This window comes from Fontibacillus phaseoli, assembly GCF_003337355.1.
Taxonomy (GTDB): domain Bacteria; phylum Bacillota; class Bacilli; order Paenibacillales; family Paenibacillaceae; genus Fontibacillus; species Fontibacillus phaseoli.
The window spans coordinates 33,319-56,774 of sequence record NZ_QPJW01000015.1 but is presented as its reverse complement, the minus strand read 5'-3'; the positions used below and the strand labels follow the sequence as shown (position 1 = coordinate 56,774).

Here is a 23,456-nt window from a genome sequence, read left to right as displayed (position 1 = left end):
AAAAGAAAATAATTACATCTGAACGTTGAGCAAATTGCCGATCTTGTAAACCACATCGTCCGTATCTGCATTGATGCTGGCCGCCTCGTTAATGCTCGAAATGCTTTCAAGCGCTTTGATATTGGCGTTATATCCGATCGTGTAAATCGGGACTTTATAAGTTTCGATTAATCCCCGGATATCTTTGAGCGAATGGCCCTCATTGGTTTCCCCGTCGCTCAACACGAAAATGAGCGGCTTCACGTCAGGATTAGCGGCTAATTCATCTTGCAACATTTTCATGGCTACCACAATGCCGTCAAACGTCGCCGTTCCCCCAGCAGCCTGAAGACTATTGATCGCGCCTACGAACATGGACTGCTGATTCGTATCGTACTTCCCGATCGGAAGATTGATCGTTACATTGTCGGCGTAAGATACGAAACCGATGCTATTGTCCCGTCCTAAATACTTTTGGCCAGTTAATAACGATTCTTTCAGGCGATTGAGCGGTTCACCGTCCATGCTGCCGGATACATCGGCCACAAATACGGCGGCAATCGGTTTGTTTACATCCTTCTTCTCTTTCCAAACCTTTTGTGCCGAGGATAAAAGGCTGCCGTCAACCGCTTCCATTTCGGAATGATAATCCTCTAGTCCGTTAAACCCTTTTTCCTTGGCCAAGCTCTGATATTTCTCCTGCCCGGCAAATTCGGCGAATTTTTTGATAATGTCCAGCTTCTCTTGAGGCATATCCCCCAGAGCGTATAGCGGGCTGTCATGTCTGACTCCAAACGGAGTAAAGACATAACCGCTCTTGAAATCCGCCGCGTTGACAAAAGTCTGGTATTCCAGGACAAAAGCATCCAGCATTCCCGTTTTGGCCGCTTCCCGCATCTGCAAGGTCGTGGAGGAAATGAAGGGTACATTGGCCTGGAATTTCTCAAATCCTTGAACCGCCTTGTCTCCAAGTAAATCCTTGTTGTCGAACGTCTTCAGGGCTGTCACCAGAAAATTCAATCCCGTTGAACTGGCGAATGGATCGGTGTAACCCATGGACAATTCGTTTTCCGCGATGGCGTCCGTAATCGTTTTGACGTTAAGCGAACCGTATTTATCCACCAGTTCATCATATTTCGCCTTGTTCGAAACAATTCCGGCCACATTACCGACGAGTCGTTTGGATACCAGCTCGGTTTTGATGCCCTGAGCTTTGACCATTTCGCCCCATAGCTCATTGGATGGAGTAAAAGCATCCGGTACATACTTGCCGGATTTAATGTAATCCGTAGCCGTGCCGGAAGCGATATTTCTGATTTTGACGGACACCGTGGTCCCGTTAACCGTAATTTTGGCATCGTTGAAATCGGTTGCGACTTCATTCAGCCACCCGTCGATCCCCGTGCCGGATTTTTCCGTGGAGGAGAAAATTTCGACAAAGCTGTCTGTCGTGTTCTCAACGGAGATCGGGAATTTGGAGATGTCGGGCAAAGAGTCGCCGACAGCTACAGGGTCAAGGTCGATCTGGCCTTTAACCGGCTCTGCGGAAGCTACGGAAATATCCTTAAAGAGTTTATCCAGCTTTTTTGCCGCATCTTCGGTAGTGACCTGAGTCTGGGATTTGCCCAGATTAGACGTTAACGTGATTCCAAAATACACGAGCGCAAAAACCGCCGCGGCGATGATTGCCAACACCAGAAAAGCTTTACCCTTCTTTGCCATTCTCATCTCCCCTTCATTGCTTATAAAATTTAGTCTGGTTAATCAGTGCATCGATTTCCTTCATGCAGGGCATATCCTCGATCTCTTTATAGTCCGTGCTGCCCAAGAGGGACATTTCGAGCAGCAGCTTATCCAGCTTGAGTAAAATTTCTTCGTTTGCGCCGAGATATCCGGACACATAAGCTAGATACTCGTTGTATAGTTTTGTTTTTTCCTGCACCAGCTTGTTGGAAAATCTCCCCGAACTTTCCTGGCTGGCAAAAGCGGAAAATTCCGAAGCGTCGAAAACGCCGAGCTTATTCAGAATGCCCCTGACATTCAGGTAGAACAGTTTTTCGACTTCGAAAATGACGGAATTGAATTTTTGGTAGCTTAATTCGTTTGGGTCAAATCGCTGGCTTAGCACATCCAGCAGGGTCGCCTTTTTCTTGTCAATTCGCTCTAGTTGATCCAAGGCAAGAATGATATCCTTCTTCAGCACTTTGATGTCTTTGTAATGATACAGTGCGTTTATGTAATCCTCATGACTTTTTATGTCTTTTACGGGCGGAGGGGCCGAAGCCTTAAACAGCAGTACATAGCTCCCGTAAATCAGCACAAGGAAACTGACCACCAGCAAGGTTACGCCGAATGCAGTCAGGATCACGCTATCCCCGCCGATTTGGACCCCTAATAAACCGGGCGATAATACCACAATATTCAGGAGAACCACTCCGACCATAAGTCCAAACAGCTTGAAAATTCTCGAGCTATTCAAAATTCACACCTCCTTCGCTATTACCTAAGGTATTCCGGCCGTTACTCGCTCAATCAATGAGCGGAATGATCTTTTTGCTAATTTTATCAGATAATCACTTCGGGGGCCCCAAATGTTTCTAATTAAAAATGATAAAAATGAAGCTATTTCTGTGTTATTACGGGGATACTGTGGAAATTGTTTCAAAAATATACTTTCCGGGATTCTAATTTCGTCCCTCAAAATGCTACGGGATGCCAGCGAGGGTGGACTCGTATCGGGGTATCAGGACAGACAAAAGCCGATAAACACCAGCTTCTGCGTGTTTATCGGCTTTTTTTATGACGGAGTGTAGTAGGCATCTTGCTCTTCGTTGTACCAATTTAGGTAATGAAAGCTGATGGAATCTCTTTTAACACTGTTGAACAAATTTTCCTCTGAAGAGGCTCTTTTATTCCGTATAGCACTTGAAGGTGGAAAAAAGTGCCCTGTACATCTAGTTTCGATTTTAATTTTCGTTATTTGATTTCCATTAGGACAAAAGTATTAATTTTTACTATAAACCAATCGCTAAACATACGCTTTCCAAAATTTCCTTTATAATGAGCATTAATCACATTAATCCATTGCTAGCGAGTAACGAGTAGATACGAAAAAGGAGGAATATAAGATGGGTGAGGAAGTGGAGGTAACAACAGGCTGGGATGCCATTGATCGGGAGATGGGCAAAATTTACGGGGATCAGGAGCCAAAGCATTACGGGACGCTTATTTCTTATGCGTTGGGCGGGCCGGATCCCTTGGACGGAATTAGTGCGTATAAGGCGGAAGAGCCGATTCCCCATTGGCATTTCGTGACTTACGGATTTTCGGAGCTATATGAAAAAGAATCGGAGCATGCCGAGGATAGCGGATACGGATTTGAACTGACTTTTCGGCTGGTCCGGGAGAATGAGGAGGAGGAGCCGCCTGCTTGGGCGCTGAATCTGCTTCAAAATATGGGAAGATACGTGTTTAACAGTGGCAACGTCTTTAAAGCAGGGGATTACTTGGACGCTAACGGCCCCATTTGCATGGACGCGGATACGGAGCTGACCGCGCTGGCTTTTGTGGAAGATCCACAACTTCCGGCGATAGATACGCCGAACGGCCGCGTGGAGTTTTTGCAGATGGTGGGAATCACGGGCGATGAGCTGGCGGCGATGCAAACCTGGAATACATTGGGTGTTCTCTCGACCGGGTTGGTGTATCTGCCTAAATACATAACTGATCTGACACGGGAATCGCTTCTCGAGGTTCCGGCCATTTCTGCGGCAGTCCAGGCGGGGATGGAACGAGACGGCTCGAATACCGGTTTTCTGTTTGTAGACCAGCTCGCTTTCGAGCCGGCGAAAAAAGGCTTCTTAAGCAAGACCCCTGCCACGCTGAAAATAGGGGCCAAACAAGCCGAAATCGTCGGCAAATTGCTCCGGGGCCGTATTTTGAAAGACAAGAAATTGAGTCTCGTCGGCCGCGACGTCCGGGTCGTTTTCACGCCGGGGGATGAAGCCGGATATGAAACCGGCGCCGACAATGAGACCACCTTCAGGCTGGACGATAAGACGGCCGCGGAGCTCTCCGGTAAATTAGTACCCAAAGAAAGCCGGTTTGAGCTGACCTCATTAAGGGGAGTAGCCGTTCAAATCGTGAAAACACATATTACCGATCACGAAGGAAACGTAGTGCATACTATCGGATGAGGTGAGTGATCATGGGCCGGATGAACGAAGGATTTATTAATTGAAGTATTGTCCCAAATAGCCTCCGTTCATCGCGGGCTCTTCCTCTGGAATGGAACACACATGTAGGCATGCCGAATCTAATGTATAGGACCTTTCAGTCAGGAAGCCTAGATTCCGCAAGCTTCAGGGTGTTAGCGATAGTTTGCTGCCAGGCATAGATTTTCTGTTGGGAAGCCTGAATTTGCGTAAGCGCATCAACCATCAGTCCGAGTTCGGCAGCCGCCGCTACGGCATTCCCTTGCTTAACGGCTATTTTATAGCGTTTATCCGCCGCCGTTCTAGTTTTGTTTAACTCCGCGATAGAATGATTTTCTGCAGTGACTTGCTTCTTGAGGCTTTGTACGCCAAGTAAAGTATCTTTCACTACTTTAGCTTTAGCCGTAGTCTGTTTCCTTGCGGCGGTTAAGGTCTTCTTCTTGGCGGCAATCTCCTGGCGCGCATGATTAACGGAGGTTTTGATAGCGTTCCGTTTGAGATCATAGAGTAGGGCTGATTTTTGGTCCTTGCGTTTCCTTGCTTCGGCCGCTTTTTTTCCAAGTTCGGTATATTCCTTGAGCAGCGGACCGTATTTCTGCTGGGCCTGATCCGATGTTGATTTCAATTGATCCAGCTTAGCCTTATCAATAAGCCGTACGTTTTTATTGATTTCTTTTAACTTGTCGTTATTCTCTTTGTTCAAGGACTGGATCTGTTGCTTTTCTAATGCATTGGCTGCTTTCAGGGTCGAGAACTTGTCATACAACCGATCAATGTCGTCTAATGCGGTAGTCCACCCGATATCTGAGGCTTGGACCAAGGTAGGGCCGGATATCCAAAAGACGAAACTCAGGATAAACATAAAAATGAAGACCCGCAAAGCGCAAAGTTTACCACGATGTTGATTTAACAACTATATCGACTCCTCAGCGACGAAAACGCAAAAAAGCACCTGCAAGAAGGCCGATCGGCCTGTCCTGCGAGGTGCTTCTCTCGCTTTTTCGTTCATTTTGATATAAATATATATTTGATCGAAAGAAATGTCAATACTTTTCAAGAACATTTGTTCTTATTTTTGGTTTGCAGCTGAGCTAGACAGGGATGAATCAGTTTTATTACTATAGGCTGTGAGTGAAGGAGGAGAAATTCATGACCGAACGTCTTCCCTGTAAAAGCGAGGGCTGCAAGGCAACGATTTTGCCTGCGACAGCGGCCAAAACAGGCGGGTACTGCATGCCCTGCGTTCAAGAACAAGAGCGGAGAAAGCGGCAGGCATATATTGAAGAACACCGGAAAACGGTAAATTTGTATGAGGGTTTAACCGCCCCCGTGGAGATTCTTAAACTGAAACATACTCCCAGACGGCATGATCCGCTCATTCAATACGTGCCATATCCGTTAAAGAAAGAGACGATTTATGCCGCATTATCGGTGGAGGAAGCCGAAGAAATGCTGGATTACGCGCTGCAGCTTTTGGCAGCAGGAGATCTGGAGACGAGCCGGGATATCTTATCCTCACTGGTCTGTTATAGAAACCATAATATTGCCGCAGCCTTGTCAAAGCTTATGGAGTGCGGAATGTTACATCCCGGAGTGTTGTATAAAGATGCCGCTGCTCCAATCCGGGACCGATTGCTGCAGCGGTTGGACTGGGATGATGATCATCGGAATTCCATGCTGCTGGCGTTGAGTTGGATCGGAGACGAACAGGTTTTGAGACGGTTCCGGGAATGGCGGGAAAACCAACCGTCGTGGGCGGAGCGGTTGTATGTCGCACCGGAGACGTATGCCCGGGAAGCAGGCTGGGAACTGACGCCGGGAGGAGAGCGCCGGGATTTGATTCATAGCCTTGCCTATTCCATCGCAAAAAGGGAGCAACCGTCCAACTCAGAAATGGAGGGGGTTGCCCGCTTCCTGAATCCGGCCGACAGCAACTGTCCGTGGTGCGGCGGGAAACTGGACACGCTGATGGATGTGGATACGGCTCATCCGTCGCTGTCTTATTTGGAACTGGCCGAAGAGCGGCTTCAGATACAAACCTGCGTGAGATGCGGCTGTTACGGCGTGATTTACATGGAGTACGATTCCAGCGGCGTTCCGGGCTGGAGCCGATTTAACCGGATTCCGGACTATCTGCAAGACCTCAGTCCGGAGGAATATGACGGGGAATATTTGGCGGCGGGCCCATTACTGACGCTATCATCTCAGCCGCATTCCGCATTTTATACGACAGAATGGGGGTTATCGCAGCATAATTCCCAAATCGGGGGACATCCAAGCTGGGTTCAGGATGCGGAGTATCCGGCTTGTCCTTGCTGCGCCAAGAGCATGGTCTTTATCGGGCAACTGGACTGGGAGGACTTTGAAGAATACGGGGAAGGCATTTATTATATGTTTCTTTGCCAAGAGGACAGGTTGACCGCCACGGTGTATCAGCAAAGCTAATTTAATCTAATCCAGGCTGGGCAAATCGAAGAGGAGAGCCGTTACTGAGCTCTCCTTTTGAATTTACCGCAGCCTTTGTAACGAATTCCGGTTAGGCCGGTCATATAGTCGTGAGGATGTGAAGGCGTGGCTGACTTTGAACAAATCTATGATCAATATTTTCGCGATGTCTACCAGTTTGTGTATTCCTTAAGCCGGAACGAGACGCTTTCGGAAGAAGTTACCCAAGAGACGTTTTTCAAGGCGCTAAAAAGCATCGACAGCTTTAAGGGCAACTGCAAGCTCAGCGTCTGGCTCTGCCAAATCGCCAAGAACACCTACTTTACCCACCTCGACAAGCAAAAACGCTATGCGCCGGAAGATGAAGGGACTGTAGCGAGCGGGGGAAACCCGGAAGAAGCGCTGCTGAAAAGAGACGAGACCATGAGAATCCACCGGGCGCTGCACAGGCTGAAGGAACCTTACAAGGAGGTGTTTACCTTGAGAGTGTTCGGTGAGTTATCTTTTGCGCAGATCGGCGGGTTGTTTGAAAAAAGCGAGGGCTGGGCCAGGGTGACTTTTTATCGGGCGAAACAAAAAATCCAGGAACTGCTGAAGGAGGAAGGATGAACATGAGCAAAGTCCATGACAACATCATCAGAGATCTGTTGCCTTTATACATCGACAAAGTATGCAGCGAGGAAACCATAACCATGGTTGAGGCGCATTTGGAGACTTCCAAATCACTACGGGAAGAGCTCGATAAAATGCGGGCCGACTTGCGGATCCCCCGGGATGAGAGGCAGGAGAACCGCAAAGATGCGGAGACGATCAAGGAGATTTCGCGGTTTTGGAACCGTTCGAAATGGAAGTCCTTTTTGAAGGGAGCGGCCATTTCCGTATTGGTGTGTGGCGTATTGCTGCTGGGTTACATCGGCTTATTCCGCTGGAGCATCGTTCCCGTTCCTTCCGAGGTCATCGCGATCTCGGACGTAGGCCGGCTCGAGAACGGCAAGATTGCGTATCATATTGCGCTGACCGACGGATACGAGTCCAACCGGGCTAAATTCGAAATGGACGAAGAAGGCAATTTTTATGTTGTCCCGTATCGTCCCCTCATTAAATCCAAGGCGAAAGTGGATATTGCGGTCAGCTATTACAGCACTTTGGATTATGAAAACTATGTCTATAGTGAGAAATACGACGGCAAAGAGATCAGCGCCCTGTACTACGGCAAGCCGGAGGATAGCGTACTGGTCTGGAAAAAAGGAAGCGATGTTCCCGCGGCCAGCGAGAAGGTGGAGGCTTGGTTTCAACCGTAAAAGGATGGACTGGGACGGTACGGAGGGGCTGTTTGCAGTATGAGTTATTTAGCGGAATGATCGTCAATTGCTTGAACTGCCAGTTCCAACGCTTTAATTCTTCTTTCCAGAAGCGTTCTTTGAGGGCTTCCAGCCTTTGACTTAGCATAGCTGTTTTCAATGGATGGAGATAAACCAGTGATAACATGGCGGGCTTCCGCTAATTCTTCCCGGGTGTAATGATGAGGTCTTTGATTCCAACCATGTTCCAGCATGGCTAAGCCGATGTAAACAGCTTTGAGTCGTTTCTTTACCAGGGTAGTATTTGCGCCATTTCGAGTCATCTTGGACAAGGCATTCTCGAGTTTACCGATTGTAGATTGTAAAGATTTTATGGATTCCAATTGATCTACATTAGATACGTGTTCCATGTTGGTACTGTCCTTTCTATAATAAGTGTAATGATTTTATATTTATATCTTCCACCTCTTCATTATTATAGAGGAAATTATGTACTATGACGTAACGTAGTAGCCAAGAGATTTAAATCAACAACCGGGCTGTTCATTTAGTCTCCGGATTTAATTATAGATCATCGTTTGACGCCGCCATCATTGTGGCGGCTTTTTTGTCTGCTTCGGTTGTTCCTGAAAGAGGATGAAGAATCTTAGAAGGGGGGGCTGGTGAGAACTCTCCACGAAGCGGTTTCCCGCTATGAATATATAGCATGTTTTTCAAACAAAGTATTAAAACTAAAATAGTACCTTGACAGTCACAGTACTATGTCGTACTATACAAATACGGAGGTGATTACATGAGCGAGAACAAAATTACATCCGACCTGCTGCGAGGACATACCGATACGATGATTTTACGGCTCTTATCCGAGGCTGACCGCTACGGGTACGAGATTGTGAAGTTGATTGCCGAACGCTCGGGTGGTGAGTACGAATTGAAGGAAGCCACCATGTACTCCAGCGTCCGGCGGCTTGAGGCGGATGGTGATATCGAGTGGTATTGGGGCGATGAAACTCAGGGCGGACGACGTAAATATTTTAGGATTACCGAAAAGGGAAAGTCTGCTTACGCCCGCAACAAAAGCAACTGGGAGTACGCAAAGCGCGTGCTTGAGAATTTATTATAAGGAGTGTTGAGGTTATGAATGAGAAATTGACCAACTATTTGAACGGCGTTTTCGCACCGTACGAGGAGGTAAAAAGCGTCACCGAATTAAAGGCCGACCTGCTCTACGATTTGCAGGAGCGGTTCCGTGAACTCAAAGCCGAGGGCAAGGATGATGAAACCGCTTTTGAGATGACCATTGACAGCATCGGGGACATTGAGCAAACGGTACAGGAGGTCGCTAACCTCTCCCGCACGCTGGAGCGGCAGGTGGTTACAAACTTTAGCGGAAGCAACTTGCCGGATAGCGACTTTGCAGGTGTTACCGCGCGTAAAGGACAGTTTAAAGGCAGCGCGCTTCACGGATCCGACTTTGCGGGGGCAGATTTGACCGGCAGTTCGTTTAAGGGCAGCGATGTGCGCGAAGCCAATTTTGACGGCGCGAATCTGACGGACTGCAGTCTGTCCGCCCTTGACCTGAGGAATGCAAGCTTCAATAAGACGATCCTTGTACGCACCAACTTCAGTTCGTCGATGCTAGACGGTGCAAAATTCATAGGTGTAAAAATGACCGACGTCAAGCTGAACACGACCGACCTCAGTAAAACAATCTTCGAAAACTGTATCTTTGACGGCGTGGAGTTCAATTCTTCCAATCTGGGAGGGCTATGTTTTGACGGGCAAACCTTTATCGGCGTCAAGTTTGGCAAGTCGGCATTGAACGAAGTTACGTTTAAGGGCGCGACACTTAAAAATGTGTCTTTCCCTGTGTCGTCCTTAACTAAGAAGTATTACCGCGTCATCAAAACCGTCTGCTTCGACGGCGCGATGATGGATAAGTTGACCTATGCTTCCCTTAAAGGCATGGGTGCCGATTTGACCAAGGTTACGGTTATTTAAGGAGGGGAAAACATGCCAAACAAATCAATTCAAGTAAATGGATTGCAAAAATCTTACAAACAGCTTCAAGTGCTGAAGGGCGTCGATTTCGAGGTAGAAAAGGGGAGTGTTTTCGCGTTACTCGGCTCCAATGGGGCGGGCAAGACGACGGTTGTCAAAATCCTCACCACGCTGCTCAAACCAGATAGCGGAACCGCCATCGTAAACGGATTCGATGTTGCGTCAAAGCCAGACCGCGTCCGGCAGTCCATTAGCCTAACCGGGCAATTTGCAGCGGTGGATGAGGTTTTGACCGGGCGGGAAAATCTGATCATGATTGCCAAGCTGCGGCATCTCAATCATCCGCGTCAAGTTGCGCACGATTTGCTGAAACGCTTCGGCTTAACTGACGCTGCCGACCGTAAGGCCTCTTCTTATTCGGGTGGTATGCGCCGCAGGCTTGACATCGCCATGAGCCTTATAGGAAAACCAGAGCTTATTTTCCTCGATGAGCCAACCACCGGGCTTGACCCCGAGGCACGCATTGAGGCTTGGAAGATTGTTAAGGAGCTTGCTGACGGTGGTACGACGGTATTTCTGACCACCCAGTATTTGGATGAGGCTGAACAACTTGCCGATCGAATTGCCATCCTGCACGAGGGCAGGATTATCGCCAGTGGCACACTCGCAGAGCTAAAGGAGCTGTTCCCGCCCGCCGAAGTGGAATATGTGGAAAAACAACCGACATTGGAGGAAATTTTCCTCGCAATCATCGGCAAAAAGGAGGCTATTTAAATGGAAGCGGCAAAAAATCATTTTTTCAGCGATATGAGCGTTATGCTTGGACGTTCCATGCGCCATATTTTGCGAAGTATGGATACCATCATTACGGTCTGCTTCACTCCGATTGCGATGATGCTGCTGTTCGTCTATGTGTTTGGCGGCGCAATCCAAACCGGTACGGATAACTATGTGAACTACCTGCTGCCCGGTATCCTGCTGATTGCGATTGCAAGCGGTATATCTTATACGGCTTACCGCCTGTTTTTGGATAAGCAACGGGGCATTATCGAGCGGTTCCACTCCATGCCGATTTCGCGTTCCGCCGTACTGTGGGGGCACGTGCTGACTTCGGTGGTATCCAACGTTATTTCTGTAGTCGTCATTATTCTCGTAGCGCTCATTATGGGCTTTCGCTCATCGGCGGGGGTACTGACTTGGCTTGCCGTAGCCGGTATACTCGTGCTGTTTACGCTGGCATTGACTTGGATCGCGGCGATTGCCGGACTGTCCGCAAAATCGGTGGAAGGCGCAAGCGCCTTTTCCTATCCGCTGATCTTCCTTCCCTTTATCAGCTCGGCGTTTGTACCGACCGAGTCGATGCCATCGGTCGTTCGCGCCTTTGCCGACAACCAGCCGGTGACCTCGATCGTGGAAGCCATTCGTGCGCTGCTGTCAGGTCAGCCGGTTGGTAATGATATATGGGTCGCGCTTGCGTGGTGCGTTGGAATTATGCTTGTCGCGTATTTCTTTGCAATGCGGGTGTATAAAAAGCGGGTGTAAAATAAAAGGACAGCGTCTTCCTTTAGAGCATCCGGACGGCAGATGATACGCTGTCTACGGAAGACATCGTGCTATACAGTAATTCCAGTTAATTTCAATCTTAGAGTACGTAATTTTATTACGTAAAACGATCTTATTACGGTAATTACGAATTGATTTCGTAGAATAAAAGTTAATATGACATATCCGAAAACCAACATTTTACTATACTGTGACTTATCTTTGTTATCATGAACTGTACAAGATGTTAATTGTTTGGAGGGAATTGGTAATTCTTGATAGAATAAATATGAAGATGATCAGGTAATAAATTTGTACGCATAGGGGGATAAAACTATGGCAAAAAACAAATTACTAAGAATGGACAATGTTGGCATCGTTGTAGAATCCCTTGATGACGCAATCTCTTTCTTCGAGGAGATTGGCTTGAGGCTCGAAGGGAGAGCTACTGTCGAAGGTGAATGGGCAGGTCGCGTAACCGGGCTGGGTTCACAGTGTGTAGAGATTGCTATGATGGTTACCCCAGATGGCCACAGCCGACTTGAACTTTCGCGATTTCTCAATCCATCTACTATATCAGATCACCGAACTGCACCTGTAAATGCCCTCGGTTATCTACGCGTCATGTTCACCGTTGAAGACATTGACGAAATGGTATCCAGACTCGCTAAGCATGGTGCTCAGCTCGTTGGCGAAGTGGTTCAGTACGAGGACTCGTATCGGCTCTGTTACATTCGTGGAAATGAAGGACTTCTAATCGGTTTGGCGGAACAACTCGGTAATAAATAAGTGACGTTTAAAAGATGACTTAACTGAAATATACATTACTAGGGTAAAAATAGAAACAGAAAAGCAGTGTGAAAGTATCTCGAAGAAGTCGGGTGCAGCATATAAACACCGCATTCATGCTCCGGGTCTGGGCGACCCTCGGTCCCGGAAACAAGGAACGAGGAAGTAATTGCCGGGACACATCCGCACCGACTAACCGCATCGCGGCCGGCAGCAAGCTGCCTTAACTCGGTGGGACTTCGTGATGCATGAACTTTAGGTTATTATCGAGAGACCTGACTTTTGTTGTCCCTCTTAACTTGAACTGTCTCTTGAAATGGCGTAAGGGGGCGTTCCAAAAGCCATGAAATGGCTGCTTGGGACGCCCCCTTGGTTTTTTTGAAGCAGGATCCACGTGGGCGCTTAGGAAGACGTTTCCGCGAACGGATCGTTGGTTGGGGCGATAATTTGGTCCCGAGACCGCTTAAAATTCCCCCTCGTTCCCTGTAGCCACCTGATTCTCCGCATAACTGATCCGGTCGCTCCAGCTTCTTACTCCCCCATGAACCCCCATGCTTCGAGGGTCTCAAAGTCAAAAAGTAGGGGTTCCGAGCAGCGCGGCGGGAATGCCTTGGAGAACATGCCAACGCTCATGTACAACGACCTCCCTTGGCTACGCTTGGGAGGACTTGTGGAGCAAGAAGCCTGTGAAGGACGGGGCCTCGCGAAACTGTATGGTTCGAGCCAAGGCGAGGTATACCCCTGTGGCTGGGTCAAGCCGGACGGATCGCCAACAAAAGGCCAAGTGAAGCAAGGTAGCACCCGGAAGGATGGATGAGTTGGGGTGTGGACGGCTGGGGGCCGTTTGCAACTTGTTGGTAGGTTGTTTGCGAACGCCCCGAGATGACAATCAGTGCGGCATCCTTTACAATGTGGACAAACGATGTCTTTGCGATTTTCCAACAGGAGGACTTATGAAAAGGATTGAGGAAACGATATATGAGCATTATGGGCTAAATGTGTCGCAACTTAAACCACAACAAGGAGGCTGGTCCTCACTTGCCTACAAGATGATTGCAGACAACTACTCATACTTTTTAAAAATATACGAGAAAAACAGAGCATCCACTCCAAAATGGACTGCCTTGATAAACGAATATGCTCCCGTCCTGATCTGGCTCCATCATTATAGCAGGTTAAATAGAAAAATCCCTGTTCCCCTAACGACAAGGGATGGCGATTACCAATGCGCTAACGCTGATGGCATTTTTCTGCTCTATAATTACATTGACGGAGAAACAATTGGGCCTCGAGATTTAACAGAAAATCAGGTGGTACAACTATCGGACATTATTGCGGAGCTTCACTCGTACGGCGAACAATTACCGGTTAATACAGAGCATCTTAAAGAGGATTTCTCCATTCCCTTTGTCAGGCAATTAAATCAGCTGATGAAAGGGCAAGCGTCGCCTATTCCATCAGACATGAGCGAAGCGATAGGCCAGTATAGAGGGCAAATGAATAATCTAATCGACGAAATTGAAAAGCTGTCTCGGAATTTGCCGCAACGACCATTACGAAATGTACTCTGCCATACAGACCTCCATAACTGGAATCTGATGCAAGCAGAAGAACAGCTTATCCTAATTGATTGGGAAGGATTGCGCCTGGCACCCGTCGAGGCGGATTTCATGTTCCTTGTTGATCAACCCTATTATGATACGTTTTTAGATGTCTATCGGAAGCGACACCCTGATTTTGCTCTGAAACCCGACGTTCTGCGTTTTTATCAAGTAAGACGCAGACTAGAGGATATTTGGGAATGGATAGAACAGCTATTATTCGACCAACAGGAGACGCATGAACGAAAAAAGACACTCGCCAGCCTAACGAAAGAATTGCAAGAAATGGCTTAACATTTGTGCTACAAAAGGATATACCGCCCCTGTTTATAGACAGACGGACTAGCAAAACTGATATTTCGGTATCACTTGCTTACAGTACGAACGAAAGCAAGGCTCCTGATGCCATTCCGCCATCTGACCCGACTGCGTGACTGTGGTGGGTCCGGGTCGCTTGCAACTGTTTTCCTCGGGTTCTTGTTTGCAAACTGTTTGCAGAACAACCCAAAGAGGGCTGCAACAGGTCACAAGCTCACAACCTGTTACAGCCCCCAAGCCCGCGTCCGACGCGGCCTCTCAGCTCTTACTCTTCCCCCGTAGCGATCGGGTTCTCGCTGTACGAAATCCAATCGCTCCAACTGCCCGCATAGAGCTTCGCCTGCGGGTAGCCCAGCCGGTGCAGCGCCAGCACGTTCGGGCAGGCGCTGACGCCGGAGCCGCAGTAGACGATGGCCTCGCGGCCATCGTCTAGCGCCCGGATGACCGGGGCGAGCCGCTCGCGGAGCGCGGGCTCCGCAAGCCAGGCCCCCTGGTCATCCAGCACGCCCTTCCAGAACCGATTGACCGCGCCGGGGATATGCCCGGCTTTGGCGTCAATCGGTTCTTGTTCTCCCGCGTAACGCGAAGCGTCGCGGGAGTCCACCAGCAGGACGCCGGGATCGCCTAGCGTCCGGCGGACCTCGTTCACGTCCGCGAGCATACCGCTGCGGACGTTCGGCACGAACGCGGCAGGCACCAGGGTGCGCTGCGCGTCGGTCACGGGAAAGCCGCCGGCTTGCCAGGCGGCGAAGCCCCCATCCATGACATACGCTTGGTCATGGCCCAGCCAGCGCAGCATCCACCACAGCCGCGCGGCGTACAAGCCGCCCTGGTCGTCGTAAGCGACGACTCGGGTATCATGGCCGATGCCCGTACGTCCTAGCCGGGCGGCAAGCTCCTGCGGGTCGGGCAAAGGATGGCGGCCGCCGTGCGGCCCGACCGGCGCCGAGAGGTCCTGCTCCACATCGAGGAAGACGGCGCCGGGAATATGGGAAGCAAGATAGGAATGTTTGCCCTCTTCCGGGCTTCCGAGCGCGAAGCGGCAGTCGACGATGACGAGATCCGGCTCGTACATCCGGGCGAGCAGCCATTTCGGCGAAACAACAGGATCGATATGATTCATAGATAATGCCCTCCTTGATCAAAGGTGAATTGATATTTTTCTGGCCTCAAATTTACTCCCAATGTAGCACACCCCGCGAAACACTTCAAAACGTAAATTTCCGATGAAAAAACGGAAACCGAAGTTGAATAATCCGCTTATTGATCAAAATTTTCAACTCAAATTCACAATCCCATTGTAGGAGCTCCCGGCAATAGTCTATAATTAGGGACGGTTTGCCGGAACGCACGAATCTTTTAACTTACAAGACAGGAGCAGCACCATGAACCTCAAATCCAAATCTTTCGTCTCATTCGAGCTTCTTTATATCATCGGGATTATCGCGATTTCATTTTCCTCGATCTTTATCCGCTGGTCAAACGCCGAGGTGTCCGTCGTCGGTATGTACCGTCTATATCTGACGAATTTGCTGATGCTTCCGCTGGCATGGAAGTACAGGAAGGAGATGTTCTCCTTAACCTCGGGGCAATGGAAGGGGCTGTTGTTAGCCGGAGCGATGCTCGGTTTGCACTTCCTCTTCTGGATGGCTTCTTTACGTTTGACCACGGTGGCAAGCTCGACCGTAATCCTTACGCTGGAGCCGATTCTCGTCATGTTCGGTTCTTTCTTTCTGTTCGGCGCAAAAATAAACCGGCCCATGCTGGCGGGAATGGCTCTGGCCCTGATCGGCTCCGTGGCTATCGGCTCGGGCGATTTCAAACTGTCCGGCACGGCGCTCCAGGGCGATTTGCTGTCTCTGCTGGGCACGGTCGCGGTAGCGGCTCATATGCTTGTCGGCAAAAAGCTCCTTACGAACATGAGCGCATTCGTTTATAACTTCTGGGTGTTCTTCACCGCAGCGACGATGCTTGCGGGGTATAACGCAGTCCGCGGGTTTGAGTTTACCGGTTATGCGCCGCGGGAATGGGGGATATATCTGCTGCTGGCCATCGTGCCGACCTTGTTCGGCCATTATTTGTTCAACTGGCTGATGAAGTTTATCAGCGCCTCCGCCGTCTCCATGGCTGTTCTGGGCGAGCCAGTATTCGCTTCTTTGCTGGCGTGGATGCTGCTTAAGGAAAGCTTGACCTGGTTACAAATGATTGCAGGGGTCGTCATTTTGTGCGGGGTATGGATTTTTATCCGTTACGGAAAAGAAACCCCGGCCGTAGAGCCGAAGTTGAGTACGCTTAAAGAATCGGCTTAATCAAGTCCGTTAATAACCGAGAATGGGATAAATATGCCAAAAAAAGACGCCGAGAGGCGTCTTTTTTAATGGACCGGGTCACAACCCGTATTTATTTTTTCAACTCGAAAAACTGGCTGTCCCGGCGGGAATGGTACGTTAATTCGCTCACGCCGGTTTGCGTGATCACGGTCTCATCGGTAAAGCGGATGATCAGCGTGTTGTTATCCACCATATGATCGTTACGGAAAACGCGGATGCGAAGCTGCCGGTCCAGCGCTTCCTGAAAATCCTGTTCCGTCAATAAACGTCTAATCGTTGGCACGGCGTTTGAATCTCCTTTTTTTGTTTTGCTCGTTTAGGGATAAGCATATCAACGTTCAAATCGATTTGTCCAGTCATGGCGGTGCGATTCGAAGCCGACATGGACAAACGCCCACCCCTGGAAGCGGGCGCATGCATATGATGCAATAAGGAATTGCGTATAGGACGTCCAATCTTTTCAGAGGGAGAGGATAAATATGCAGAAGTACAGGGCTTGCAAGCGGAGAATTTCGCGGCGGGGGTTAAAAAGACAGCTTCCCACAGCAGGGCTTTTGCGTAAGGTGGCGTTCGGGATGGCGCCGTTTTATAAGGCAATAGTCTACAGCCAAGGGTTTGCCGACGCCTGGAGCCAAGCGGTGGTAGGCGCCGATTTGGACCGTATGCGGAAGTTGTTGTACAGGGTAGCGCCGCGGATTGCAGATCATGGAATGGGGACCAACGGGATCGGTTACTTCATTTCTTTTAAGGCACTAGGGTCTTACTATTCTTGCGGAATTACAATTCCGCCGGGGAGAGTGCAGTTCTATTTCAATCCGAAGGTACACCGGCTAATCGCTCGGGCGCTGCTGCCTTTTTTCCGGGAATTAGTTTGCCGGTCACGATACGCGTCGGTACTAGCCCGCGCGATACGCCGGCATGACCGGCGGGCCGCTGCCCGCCTGGTTCGCTGCCGGATCAAAACCCTCGCCTTGAAATCGGTAAAAATCGAGGATGCGGGTTTGGTGCTGACCTTCAAGTATCCTTTCAGCAAATATGAGTATACGTTTGTGTTGTTCCGGGAGTTTAATTAGTTAGCCCCAGGTCACGATCAGACCGCAGTGCGTCAAGCCGCCGCCAAATCCGTAGAGCAAAATCCGGTCACCGGGGTTTAATTGTTTTGCCTGAATTCCTGATTGTAGGGCGAGCGGGATCGATGCGGAGGAAGTGTTACCCATATCCTGCACACTTTGCAGGGTTTTGGCCAAAGGGATACCGCTTTTTTCGCAGATCGATTCGATCATTCTTAAGTTTGCGCTGTGCGGAACGAACCAGTCTATATCGTCCAGCGTGACTCCCGCTTGCTCAAGCAGGCGGTCAATGCCGGCCGATACGGTGCGGACCGCCCATTTGAACACTTCGCGTCCGTTCTGGACGATCCGGCCTTCGCCCTCTAACTCGGTGCCGTCCATTCGGGACGACAGGCCGGAACGGTAAACTTGGATGCCGCCGCTTCCCTGGGTTCCCATGATGGCCGATTCAAACCCCGGCTGATCGGGAGCGTATTCCACAAGGGCGGCTCCGGCTCCGTCACCGAACAAAATGCAGGTGCTGCGGTCGGTGTAGTCCGTAATTTTGGACATCGTTTCTCCGGCGACGACCAGCACTTTTTTATGGAGGCCTGAGCTGATCATCCCGTTAGCCACGTGAAGCGCATAAGTAAAGCCGGCACAGGTGGCATTCAGATCGATGGCCCCGACGTTTTCCATTCCGAAGTGCTTCTGTACCCGGCAGGAAACGGTGGGAAAGGAATAGTCGGGCGTCGTCGTTGAAACGATGATGAGGTCGACGTCATCTAGGCTAACATTATGCGTATCGCGCAGATTTTCAGCGGCCCGAATGCATAAATCCGACGTAAATTCAGCTTCGGCGGCGATATGCCGCTCTTTAATGCCGGTGCGTTGGACAATCCATGCGTCGTTTGTATCGACGAGTTGCTCCAGATCTTCGTTACTAAGGATCTTTTCAGGCACATACGTTCCAAGTGCGGTAATCCGGGCTTTTGAAGTCGGGATCAAGACGTATCGCTCCTTTTTCAATCGATTTAGTACCTGATACTAATACCAGGTGTTATTTAGGATTTTAACAGCATTCCGAACTTTTTCCAAGTACTATTTAAGCATGGCAAAGGTAAATAGGTCGGCCGGGAGGGAATTCGGCCTTTTTTGCATGTTGTGTCCAAGCAATAATCGGTTTGCTCCATAATGTATATTAAACGCTGCAAAACTATTTGATTGAATGATAAGGAGGGATCCCTATGCCGGTAATCAAGCTGCACTTAAATGCGCAGAGCATCGTGACTGGTGTGCTGAACACTTCGACGAATACAAACACAGTACCGACTGTAAATCGATACACGGCTACGGTCGTACTGGGCAACATCCTCGGAAGCACTACGGTGATCCCGGCGACGAGTTTTACGAATGATAGCAATGAAGCCGTTCCGGCGGGCGGACTCGTAGTACCGGGAGTGAACGGTTATTACAACCTATATGTTAACGGCGTGATGCAAAGAGGGGGACTGAGCTCGTTAATCACGGCGAATTTAACGATCAACAGTGTGCTGGTCATCGGAGTAACCGTGACGATCGAGGTCGTTAATTTTTCATCTGCTTCCACCTCGGTTACGACGAACGGCTTGTCCGTATCTACGTTAATACAATATTGACTTCCGTTGATTACGGATGGTTGTTATATTATTGCACTTCCGCCCCGGTCTCTATGTGAGGCCGTGAAACTATGGCGGGATGGATGCATTACATAGGGCGGTATGATTTTAGCGATTGCCCGGGCGGGGGCAGGGAGCCCGCGGGGATGATATAATGTAGGCAGGAAAGAAAGGAGTGCATCATTACATTTATGAAAACGTTGGTATTGGCGGAAAAACCGTCCGTTGCAAGGGAAATCGCACGGGTGATGGGAAGCCGCGATAAGCATAAGAGCCATTTTGAGGGACCGAAATACGTGGTGACCTGGGCGCTCGGCCATTTGGTCGGACTGGCCGAGCCCGAGGATTATGACGGCAAATACGGGACGTGGTCCCTGGAGGATCTTCCGATTCTTCCCGGAAAAATGAAACTGAAGGTGCTGCGGGAGAGCAGCCATCAGTATAAAGCTGTACAGCAGCTTATGCGCCGCCAGGACATTAGCGAGCTGATTATCGCGACGGACGCGGCGCGGGAGGGCGAATTGCTCGCGAGATGGATTATGGAGATGGCGAAGTGGAACAAGCCGTTCCAACGGCTCTGGATCTCTTCGCAAACCGACAAGGCGATCAAAGAGGGCTTCGCTTCGCTGAAGCCGGGCGCGCAGTTCGAGCGGCTGTACCATTCGGCGCGCTGCCGGGCCGAGGCCGACTGGATGATCGGCCTGAACGTGACGCGGGCGCTGACCTGCAAATTCGGCGCCCCGCTGTCGGCCGGGCGCGTGCAGACGCCGACCCTGGGCATGATCATGCAGCGCGAGCGCGAGATTCTCTCCTTTCAATCGGAGGAGTATCAGGTGCTTCGCGCCGATCTGGGTGCCTTCGAAGCCGTATGGCGCGGAAGCGGCGGCGACTCGCGCATCTTCGAGGCGGACAAGGCCGCCGGCCTGCAGAGGAAGCTGGAGGGGCGCAGCGGCAAAATTCTCAAGCTGAACAAGAGCGAGAAGCAGGTGCCACACCCGCAGGCCTACGACTTGACCGAACTGCAGCGCGATGCCAACCGTCTGCTGGGCTTTTCGGCAAAGCAAACGTCCAATGTGTTGCAGCGGCTGTATGAACAGCACAAGCTGGTTACTTATCCGCGTACGGATTCGCGTTATCTGACCACGGATATGGTCGATACGCTGAAGGAGCGCTTGACCAGCGTCGCCATCGGGCCTTATGCTCCGCTGGCGAGACCCTTGTTACGTAAGTCGCTTCCGGTAAGCAAACGGATCGTAGACGACGGTAAAGTCAGCGATCACCATGCGATTATCCCGACGGAGCAGACCGTCATCTTGAATGCGCTGAATGCGGAAGAACGCAAGTTGTATGATCTGATCGTGCGGCGGTTCATCAGCCTGTTTTATCCGCCGGCCCGGTTCGATAGCGTTGCCGTCGTCCTGGACGTCAATGGAGAGAAGCTGCATGCCAAAGGCGTTACGGTGAAGGACAGCGGTTGGAGAGCCGTTTATGACGGGCAAGCGATCGACGAGTCTGACGAAGACGATGACCGGGAAGACCGGGAAGAGAACGGCAAGGCTTCGCTGCCGGAGCTGAAGGAAGGCGAGACCGTCACGGTAAAGCTCTGCCGCATCCAAAGCGGACGGACCCAGCCGCCGAAGCGGTATACCGAAGCTGCGCTGCTCACCCAGATGGAGAAGCATAGTCTCGGCACGCCGGCGACGCGCGCGGACATCATCGAGAAGCTGGTGAGTTCCGACACGATTGATCGTCAGGGTTCCGCCTTGCATCCTACGGGCAAAGGCAAGCAGTTGATCGATCTGGCTCCCGCCGATCTCCGGTCGCCGGAACTGACGGCGAAATGGGAGTCGGAACTGGAGCGGATCGCCCGCGGGCAAGGCAAACCGGAGCCGTTCCTCGGAGGGATCCGGGAAATGGCCGTGAGCCTGGTGCGCGGAGTCAAAAACAGCGAGGCCACCTACAAACCGCATAATGTATCGAATAGCCATTGTCCGGACTGCGGGACGCAGCTGCTCGAGAAGAAAACGAAGCGGGGCCTGCTACTGATTTGTCCGAGCGAGGACTGCGGCTACCGCCGGTCCGGAGAAAAGCGCCTCTCCAACCGCCGCTGCCCGCAGTGCCACAAGAAGATGGAGCTGAAGGAAGGCAAGGCCGGGCTTTACGTTCAATGTCTGCCTTGCGGCATTACAGAAGCCGTGAATAAGGATTCCAAGCACGTAAACAAGCGGGAACAGCAGAAGCTGGTCCAGCAATATGCGAAGCAGGAAACGCTCGGCTCCAATCTGGGTGAACTGCTCAAGGCCGCCATGGAGAAAAAGGGTGATTAATCCGTGAGGCTTGGAAACCGGTAACGTGCCCGGTACCCGATATTTACATTCCGTATAAATTGCGAAAACGCTCGGGATGCTAAAACCCGGGAGGTGATCTTTGTGCCGCACAACAAAGCTGAGAAGACCCAGAACCGGCAAAATAAATCTAGTATTCTGGAGGAAACCGTTTCGCTGAAACCCAAGAAGCAGGCGGAATACCCTCCAAGCCTGAATGAGATTGCGAAGCAGGAATCGTGATAGAATGAGCTCCCCGCGAGGGGAGCTTTTTAAATACAAGCATTAGCAGTATAATGGAATCAGGAAGGCTTATGCCAAGGAAGTCGGATGCGAGGGGGCGATCGACATAAGGACGGGGCTACTGGTCTGGTTTATTTTTATCAATGTCGTGGCATATATCGTCATGTCCGACGACAAACGGCGTGCCAGGCAGAGGAAAGAACGCATTCCCGAAAAGACGCTGTTCTTGCTCGCCGCCATTGGGGGAGCGCTCGGGGTGCTGCTGGCCATGAACATGAAACGCCACAAAACGAAACATGCCAGTTTCCGTGTCGGGGTTCCGCTGCTGCTTCTTTTGAACGCCGTGCTCTATGGTTATTTTTTAACCTGAGTTGCTTAAGCATTCGGGATAGCCTTCGTTTCATTCCGGGTTTATAGGGTTTAATGGTGTACATACTTTTAGAGAAGAGGGGTGCTTCCTATGTTATTTTCTAAAATTGTAGCCGCCTATGACGGTTCCAAAGCTTCTAACAAAGCGCTTGATAAGGCGATTGAATTGGTTAAAATCTCGCCGGGAGCGAGTCTTGAGGTGTTGCACGTGTTCGATTTCCCGCGGTTTTATGTAGCGGAGGGGTTCGCGCCCGTGCCGGCCTCGGTTAACCAGGATTTTTACGAATTGGCCGAGAAGACGGTGGAAGAAGCGAAAAACCGCCTGGATGCGGCCGGCGTAACGGCCAAGGTTGAACTGATCCAGGGAGCTCCGGCGGAAGGAATTCTCGATTATGCGAAAAAACACGACAACGACGTCATTATCATTGGCAGCCGTGGTCTTGGCGGCATCCGCGAATTCGTGCTCGGCAGCGTCAGCCATAACGTCGTTCAGCATGCGCGCATTCCTGTGCTCGTCATCAAATAATTAGAAAAGTCGGAAGGAATGCCGGTTATCGGTGTTCCTTTTTTGTGGTTTTGCGGCGGCATGGCTTACGTAACGGACATGGGAGCCCTTAAACAGCGCGAAAATGTTGATTTCAAAATCTAACGGACACCAGGGCTCTTAAGTTAGGAAAATGAGCGCTATTTTGCGCTCGGAGAGGCAATTAAGGTCTTCTGTGTCCGTTAGAGCAGGAAATGAGGACTTTTTTGCGATTTAACGTCTCCTGTGTCAGTTAGGATGGATCGAACCGTGGCATCATGACCCGATGACTCGATAACCTGCCGACGCTACTGACTTTGCTGACTCTGCTGATTCTGCTGACTCGATGACCCGAGATACGACAAACTTTTTCACTACCTCGTCGGCAAATAAGACAAGCTGATGCGCCCAGAGCACAGGGGTTTTGTGGCCGCAATCCGCTAAAGACGAACATTCGGAATTGGCATTATTTTAATGTTCGTGTTTTAGTTGACATCCTTTGTCCGGGATTGGTACACTAGAAGGGCACGGCGGGAAACCGCGATATCAGTTGAATATTAGTTAGTTATCTCGTATAAAGCCGGGAATATGGCCCGGAAGTTTCTACCTGAGAACCGTAAATTTTCGGACTACGAGTGAATACGTCATTTTGAGTGCGGGTTAAAGGTCGGCCGGCTTGCAGCACGGAGCATGGATGACTTTTAAAACCGACACTTTAAAGATAAGTTGCTCCGCGCGAACACCTTATTTGGCGATGGCCCGAAGAAATA

The 23,456-nt window shown here is 50.3% G+C and carries 25 protein-coding genes and 1 riboswitch; of the genes, 18 read left to right on the top strand and 7 right to left on the bottom strand.

Going from position 1 to position 23,456, the window contains the following annotated elements; all coding sequences use genetic code 11:
• Nucleotides 1-12: 12 nt before the first annotated feature.
• Together DFP94_RS22560 and DFP94_RS22555 are read right to left on the bottom strand one after the other, a co-directional pair.
• On the bottom strand, nt 13-1,701 hold the full coding sequence (locus tag DFP94_RS22560; RefSeq protein ID WP_114498738.1) for a vWA domain-containing protein: 1,689 nt from the start codon (nt 1,699-1,701) through the stop codon (nt 13-15).
• A 13-nt stretch (nt 1,702-1,714) separates the two neighbouring features.
• On the bottom strand, nt 1,715-2,458 hold the full coding sequence (locus tag DFP94_RS22555) for a hypothetical protein (RefSeq protein WP_114498737.1): 744 nt from the start codon (nt 2,456-2,458) through the stop codon (nt 1,715-1,717).
• Between the two features lie 649 nt (nt 2,459-3,107).
• Here DFP94_RS22555 and DFP94_RS22545 point away from each other — a divergent pair.
• Nucleotides 3,108-4,175, top strand: coding sequence for a suppressor of fused domain protein (locus tag DFP94_RS22545; protein WP_114498735.1), 1,068 nt, complete (start codon nt 3,108-3,110; stop codon nt 4,173-4,175).
• Between the two features lie 136 nt (nt 4,176-4,311).
• On the opposite strand, the gene DFP94_RS22540 is transcribed toward DFP94_RS22545, so the two are convergent.
• On the bottom strand, nt 4,312-5,106 hold the full coding sequence (locus DFP94_RS22540) for a hypothetical protein (protein WP_114498734.1): 795 nt from the start codon (nt 5,104-5,106) through the stop codon (nt 4,312-4,314).
• Nucleotides 5,107-5,342: 236 nt separating this feature from the next.
• Between DFP94_RS22540 and DFP94_RS22535 the strand changes: the two genes are divergently transcribed.
• The 3 genes from DFP94_RS22535 to DFP94_RS22525 all read left to right on the top strand — a co-directional run bounded on the left by DFP94_RS22535 (nt 5,343) and on the right by DFP94_RS22525 (nt 7,939).
• The gene (locus DFP94_RS22535; protein ID WP_114498733.1) at nt 5,343-6,638 is read left to right on the top strand and encodes a DUF1963 domain-containing protein; all 1,296 of its coding nucleotides are present in this window, start codon (nt 5,343-5,345) and stop codon (nt 6,636-6,638) included.
• A gap of 126 nt (nt 6,639-6,764) precedes the next feature.
• The gene (locus tag DFP94_RS22530) at nt 6,765-7,247 is read left to right on the top strand and encodes an RNA polymerase sigma factor (RefSeq protein ID WP_114498732.1); all 483 of its coding nucleotides are present in this window, start codon (nt 6,765-6,767) and stop codon (nt 7,245-7,247) included.
• Between the two features lie 2 nt (nt 7,248-7,249).
• Nucleotides 7,250-7,939 carry a zf-HC2 domain-containing protein gene (locus DFP94_RS22525; RefSeq protein WP_181873266.1) on the top strand — a complete coding sequence of 230 codons (690 nt, stop codon included), beginning with the start codon at nt 7,250-7,252 and terminating at the stop codon, nt 7,937-7,939.
• Between the two features lie 44 nt (nt 7,940-7,983).
• On the opposite strand, the gene DFP94_RS22520 is transcribed toward DFP94_RS22525, so the two are convergent.
• Nucleotides 7,984-8,349 carry a hypothetical protein gene (locus DFP94_RS22520; RefSeq protein ID WP_114498730.1) on the bottom strand — a complete coding sequence of 122 codons (366 nt, stop codon included), beginning with the start codon at nt 8,347-8,349 and terminating at the stop codon, nt 7,984-7,986.
• A 383-nt stretch (nt 8,350-8,732) separates the two neighbouring features.
• Between DFP94_RS22520 and DFP94_RS22515 the strand changes: the two genes are divergently transcribed.
• The 7 genes from DFP94_RS22515 to DFP94_RS22485 all read left to right on the top strand — a co-directional run bounded on the left by DFP94_RS22515 (nt 8,733) and on the right by DFP94_RS22485 (nt 14,166).
• Nucleotides 8,733-9,062 carry a PadR family transcriptional regulator gene (locus DFP94_RS22515; protein WP_114498729.1) on the top strand — a complete coding sequence of 110 codons (330 nt, stop codon included), beginning with the start codon at nt 8,733-8,735 and terminating at the stop codon, nt 9,060-9,062.
• A 14-nt stretch (nt 9,063-9,076) separates the two neighbouring features.
• Nucleotides 9,077-9,940, top strand: coding sequence for a pentapeptide repeat-containing protein (locus DFP94_RS22510; RefSeq protein ID WP_114498728.1), 864 nt, complete (start codon nt 9,077-9,079; stop codon nt 9,938-9,940).
• A 12-nt stretch (nt 9,941-9,952) separates the two neighbouring features.
• Nucleotides 9,953-10,714 carry an ABC transporter ATP-binding protein gene (locus tag DFP94_RS22505; protein WP_114498727.1) on the top strand — a complete coding sequence of 254 codons (762 nt, stop codon included), beginning with the start codon at nt 9,953-9,955 and terminating at the stop codon, nt 10,712-10,714.
• Nucleotides 10,715-11,482: an ABC transporter permease gene (locus DFP94_RS22500; protein ID WP_114498726.1), complete on the top strand. Its 768-nt coding sequence runs from the start codon at nt 10,715-10,717 to the stop codon at nt 11,480-11,482. It abuts the gene before it with no gap.
• 336 nt (nt 11,483-11,818) lie between these two features.
• Nucleotides 11,819-12,271 (top strand): VOC family protein, encoded by a 453-nt coding sequence (locus DFP94_RS22495; protein ID WP_114498725.1) that lies wholly within the window; start codon nt 11,819-11,821, stop codon nt 12,269-12,271.
• A 610-nt stretch (nt 12,272-12,881) separates the two neighbouring features.
• Nucleotides 12,882-13,088: a hypothetical protein gene (locus DFP94_RS22490; RefSeq protein ID WP_147273879.1), complete on the top strand. Its 207-nt coding sequence runs from the start codon at nt 12,882-12,884 to the stop codon at nt 13,086-13,088.
• 136 nt (nt 13,089-13,224) lie between these two features.
• Nucleotides 13,225-14,166, top strand: a complete 942-nt coding sequence (locus DFP94_RS22485; protein WP_114498723.1) for a phosphotransferase family protein — start codon at nt 13,225-13,227, stop codon at nt 14,164-14,166.
• Between the two features lie 289 nt (nt 14,167-14,455).
• Here DFP94_RS22485 and DFP94_RS22480 read toward each other — a convergent pair whose 3' ends face one another.
• A complete protein-coding gene (locus tag DFP94_RS22480; protein WP_181873265.1) occupies nt 14,456-15,313 on the bottom strand; it encodes a sulfurtransferase in 858 nt (285 codons plus the stop codon).
• A 262-nt stretch (nt 15,314-15,575) separates the two neighbouring features.
• Here DFP94_RS22480 and DFP94_RS22475 point away from each other — a divergent pair, with 262 nt between their 5' ends.
• Entirely contained in the window at nt 15,576-16,499 is a 924-nt protein-coding gene (locus DFP94_RS22475) for a DMT family transporter (protein WP_114498722.1), read from the top strand.
• Nucleotides 16,500-16,590: 91 nt separating this feature from the next.
• Here the strand turns inward: DFP94_RS22475 and DFP94_RS22470 are convergent, their stop codons facing one another.
• Nucleotides 16,591-16,803, bottom strand: coding sequence for a hypothetical protein (locus tag DFP94_RS22470; RefSeq protein ID WP_114498721.1), 213 nt, complete (start codon nt 16,801-16,803; stop codon nt 16,591-16,593).
• A gap of 196 nt (nt 16,804-16,999) precedes the next feature.
• Here DFP94_RS22470 and DFP94_RS22465 point away from each other — a divergent pair, with 196 nt between their 5' ends.
• Complete coding sequence (locus tag DFP94_RS22465; RefSeq protein ID WP_114498720.1) at nt 17,000-17,593, top strand: hypothetical protein; 594 nt, start codon at nt 17,000-17,002, stop codon at nt 17,591-17,593.
• Here DFP94_RS22465 and DFP94_RS22460 read toward each other — a convergent pair whose 3' ends face one another.
• The gene (locus DFP94_RS22460; protein ID WP_114498719.1) at nt 17,594-18,577 is read right to left on the bottom strand and encodes a ketoacyl-ACP synthase III; all 984 of its coding nucleotides are present in this window, start codon (nt 18,575-18,577) and stop codon (nt 17,594-17,596) included.
• 239 nt (nt 18,578-18,816) lie between these two features.
• Here DFP94_RS22460 and DFP94_RS22455 point away from each other — a divergent pair, with 239 nt between their 5' ends.
• The 5 genes from DFP94_RS22455 (at nt 18,817) to DFP94_RS22440 (ending at nt 22,689) form a co-directional block, all read left to right on the top strand.
• Nucleotides 18,817-19,227, top strand: a complete 411-nt coding sequence (locus DFP94_RS22455; protein ID WP_114498718.1) for a DUF4183 domain-containing protein — start codon at nt 18,817-18,819, stop codon at nt 19,225-19,227.
• A gap of 191 nt (nt 19,228-19,418) precedes the next feature.
• Complete coding sequence (locus DFP94_RS22450; RefSeq protein WP_114498717.1) at nt 19,419-21,554, top strand: DNA topoisomerase III; 2,136 nt, start codon at nt 19,419-19,421, stop codon at nt 21,552-21,554.
• A 102-nt stretch (nt 21,555-21,656) separates the two neighbouring features.
• Nucleotides 21,657-21,794, top strand: a complete 138-nt coding sequence (locus DFP94_RS25650; protein WP_181873264.1) for a hypothetical protein — start codon at nt 21,657-21,659, stop codon at nt 21,792-21,794.
• A 106-nt stretch (nt 21,795-21,900) separates the two neighbouring features.
• On the top strand, nt 21,901-22,164 hold the full coding sequence (locus tag DFP94_RS22445) for a DUF1294 domain-containing protein (protein ID WP_114498716.1): 264 nt from the start codon (nt 21,901-21,903) through the stop codon (nt 22,162-22,164).
• A gap of 90 nt (nt 22,165-22,254) precedes the next feature.
• On the top strand, nt 22,255-22,689 hold the full coding sequence (locus DFP94_RS22440) for a universal stress protein (RefSeq protein ID WP_114498715.1): 435 nt from the start codon (nt 22,255-22,257) through the stop codon (nt 22,687-22,689).
• Between the two features lie 547 nt (nt 22,690-23,236).
• Nucleotides 23,237-23,338, top strand: a riboswitch (purine riboswitch).
• Nucleotides 23,339-23,456: the final 118 nt, after the last annotated feature.

What these genes read in the sequence shown, in the direction of transcription:
- DFP94_RS22560 (WP_114498738.1), bottom strand. Translation starts at nt 1,701, where the DNA reads ATGGCAAAGAAGGGTAAAGCTTTTCTGGTGTTGGCAATCATCGCCGCG.
- DFP94_RS22545 (WP_114498735.1), top strand. Translation starts at nt 3,108, where the DNA reads ATGGGTGAGGAAGTGGAGGTAACAACAGGCTGGGATGCCATTGATCGG.
- DFP94_RS22535 (WP_114498733.1), top strand. Translation starts at nt 5,343, where the DNA reads ATGACCGAACGTCTTCCCTGTAAAAGCGAGGGCTGCAAGGCAACGATT.
- DFP94_RS22525 (WP_181873266.1), top strand. Translation starts at nt 7,250, where the DNA reads ATGAGCAAAGTCCATGACAACATCATCAGAGATCTGTTGCCTTTATAC.
- DFP94_RS22520 (WP_114498730.1), bottom strand. Translation starts at nt 8,349, where the DNA reads ATGGAACACGTATCTAATGTAGATCAATTGGAATCCATAAAATCTTTA.
- DFP94_RS22515 (WP_114498729.1), top strand. Translation starts at nt 8,733, where the DNA reads ATGAGCGAGAACAAAATTACATCCGACCTGCTGCGAGGACATACCGAT.
- DFP94_RS22510 (WP_114498728.1), top strand. Translation starts at nt 9,077, where the DNA reads ATGAATGAGAAATTGACCAACTATTTGAACGGCGTTTTCGCACCGTAC.
- DFP94_RS22505 (WP_114498727.1), top strand. Translation starts at nt 9,953, where the DNA reads ATGCCAAACAAATCAATTCAAGTAAATGGATTGCAAAAATCTTACAAA.
- DFP94_RS22500 (WP_114498726.1), top strand. Translation starts at nt 10,715, where the DNA reads ATGGAAGCGGCAAAAAATCATTTTTTCAGCGATATGAGCGTTATGCTT.
- DFP94_RS22495 (WP_114498725.1), top strand. Translation starts at nt 11,819, where the DNA reads ATGGCAAAAAACAAATTACTAAGAATGGACAATGTTGGCATCGTTGTA.
- DFP94_RS22485 (WP_114498723.1), top strand. Translation starts at nt 13,225, where the DNA reads ATGAAAAGGATTGAGGAAACGATATATGAGCATTATGGGCTAAATGTG.
- DFP94_RS22480 (WP_181873265.1), bottom strand. Translation starts at nt 15,313, where the DNA reads ATGAATCATATCGATCCTGTTGTTTCGCCGAAATGGCTGCTCGCCCGG.
- DFP94_RS22475 (WP_114498722.1), top strand. Translation starts at nt 15,576, where the DNA reads ATGAACCTCAAATCCAAATCTTTCGTCTCATTCGAGCTTCTTTATATC.
- DFP94_RS22465 (WP_114498720.1), top strand. Translation starts at nt 17,000, where the DNA reads ATGCAGAAGTACAGGGCTTGCAAGCGGAGAATTTCGCGGCGGGGGTTA.
- DFP94_RS22455 (WP_114498718.1), top strand. Translation starts at nt 18,817, where the DNA reads ATGCCGGTAATCAAGCTGCACTTAAATGCGCAGAGCATCGTGACTGGT.
- DFP94_RS22450 (WP_114498717.1), top strand. Translation starts at nt 19,419, where the DNA reads ATGAAAACGTTGGTATTGGCGGAAAAACCGTCCGTTGCAAGGGAAATC.
- DFP94_RS22440 (WP_114498715.1), top strand. Translation starts at nt 22,255, where the DNA reads ATGTTATTTTCTAAAATTGTAGCCGCCTATGACGGTTCCAAAGCTTCT.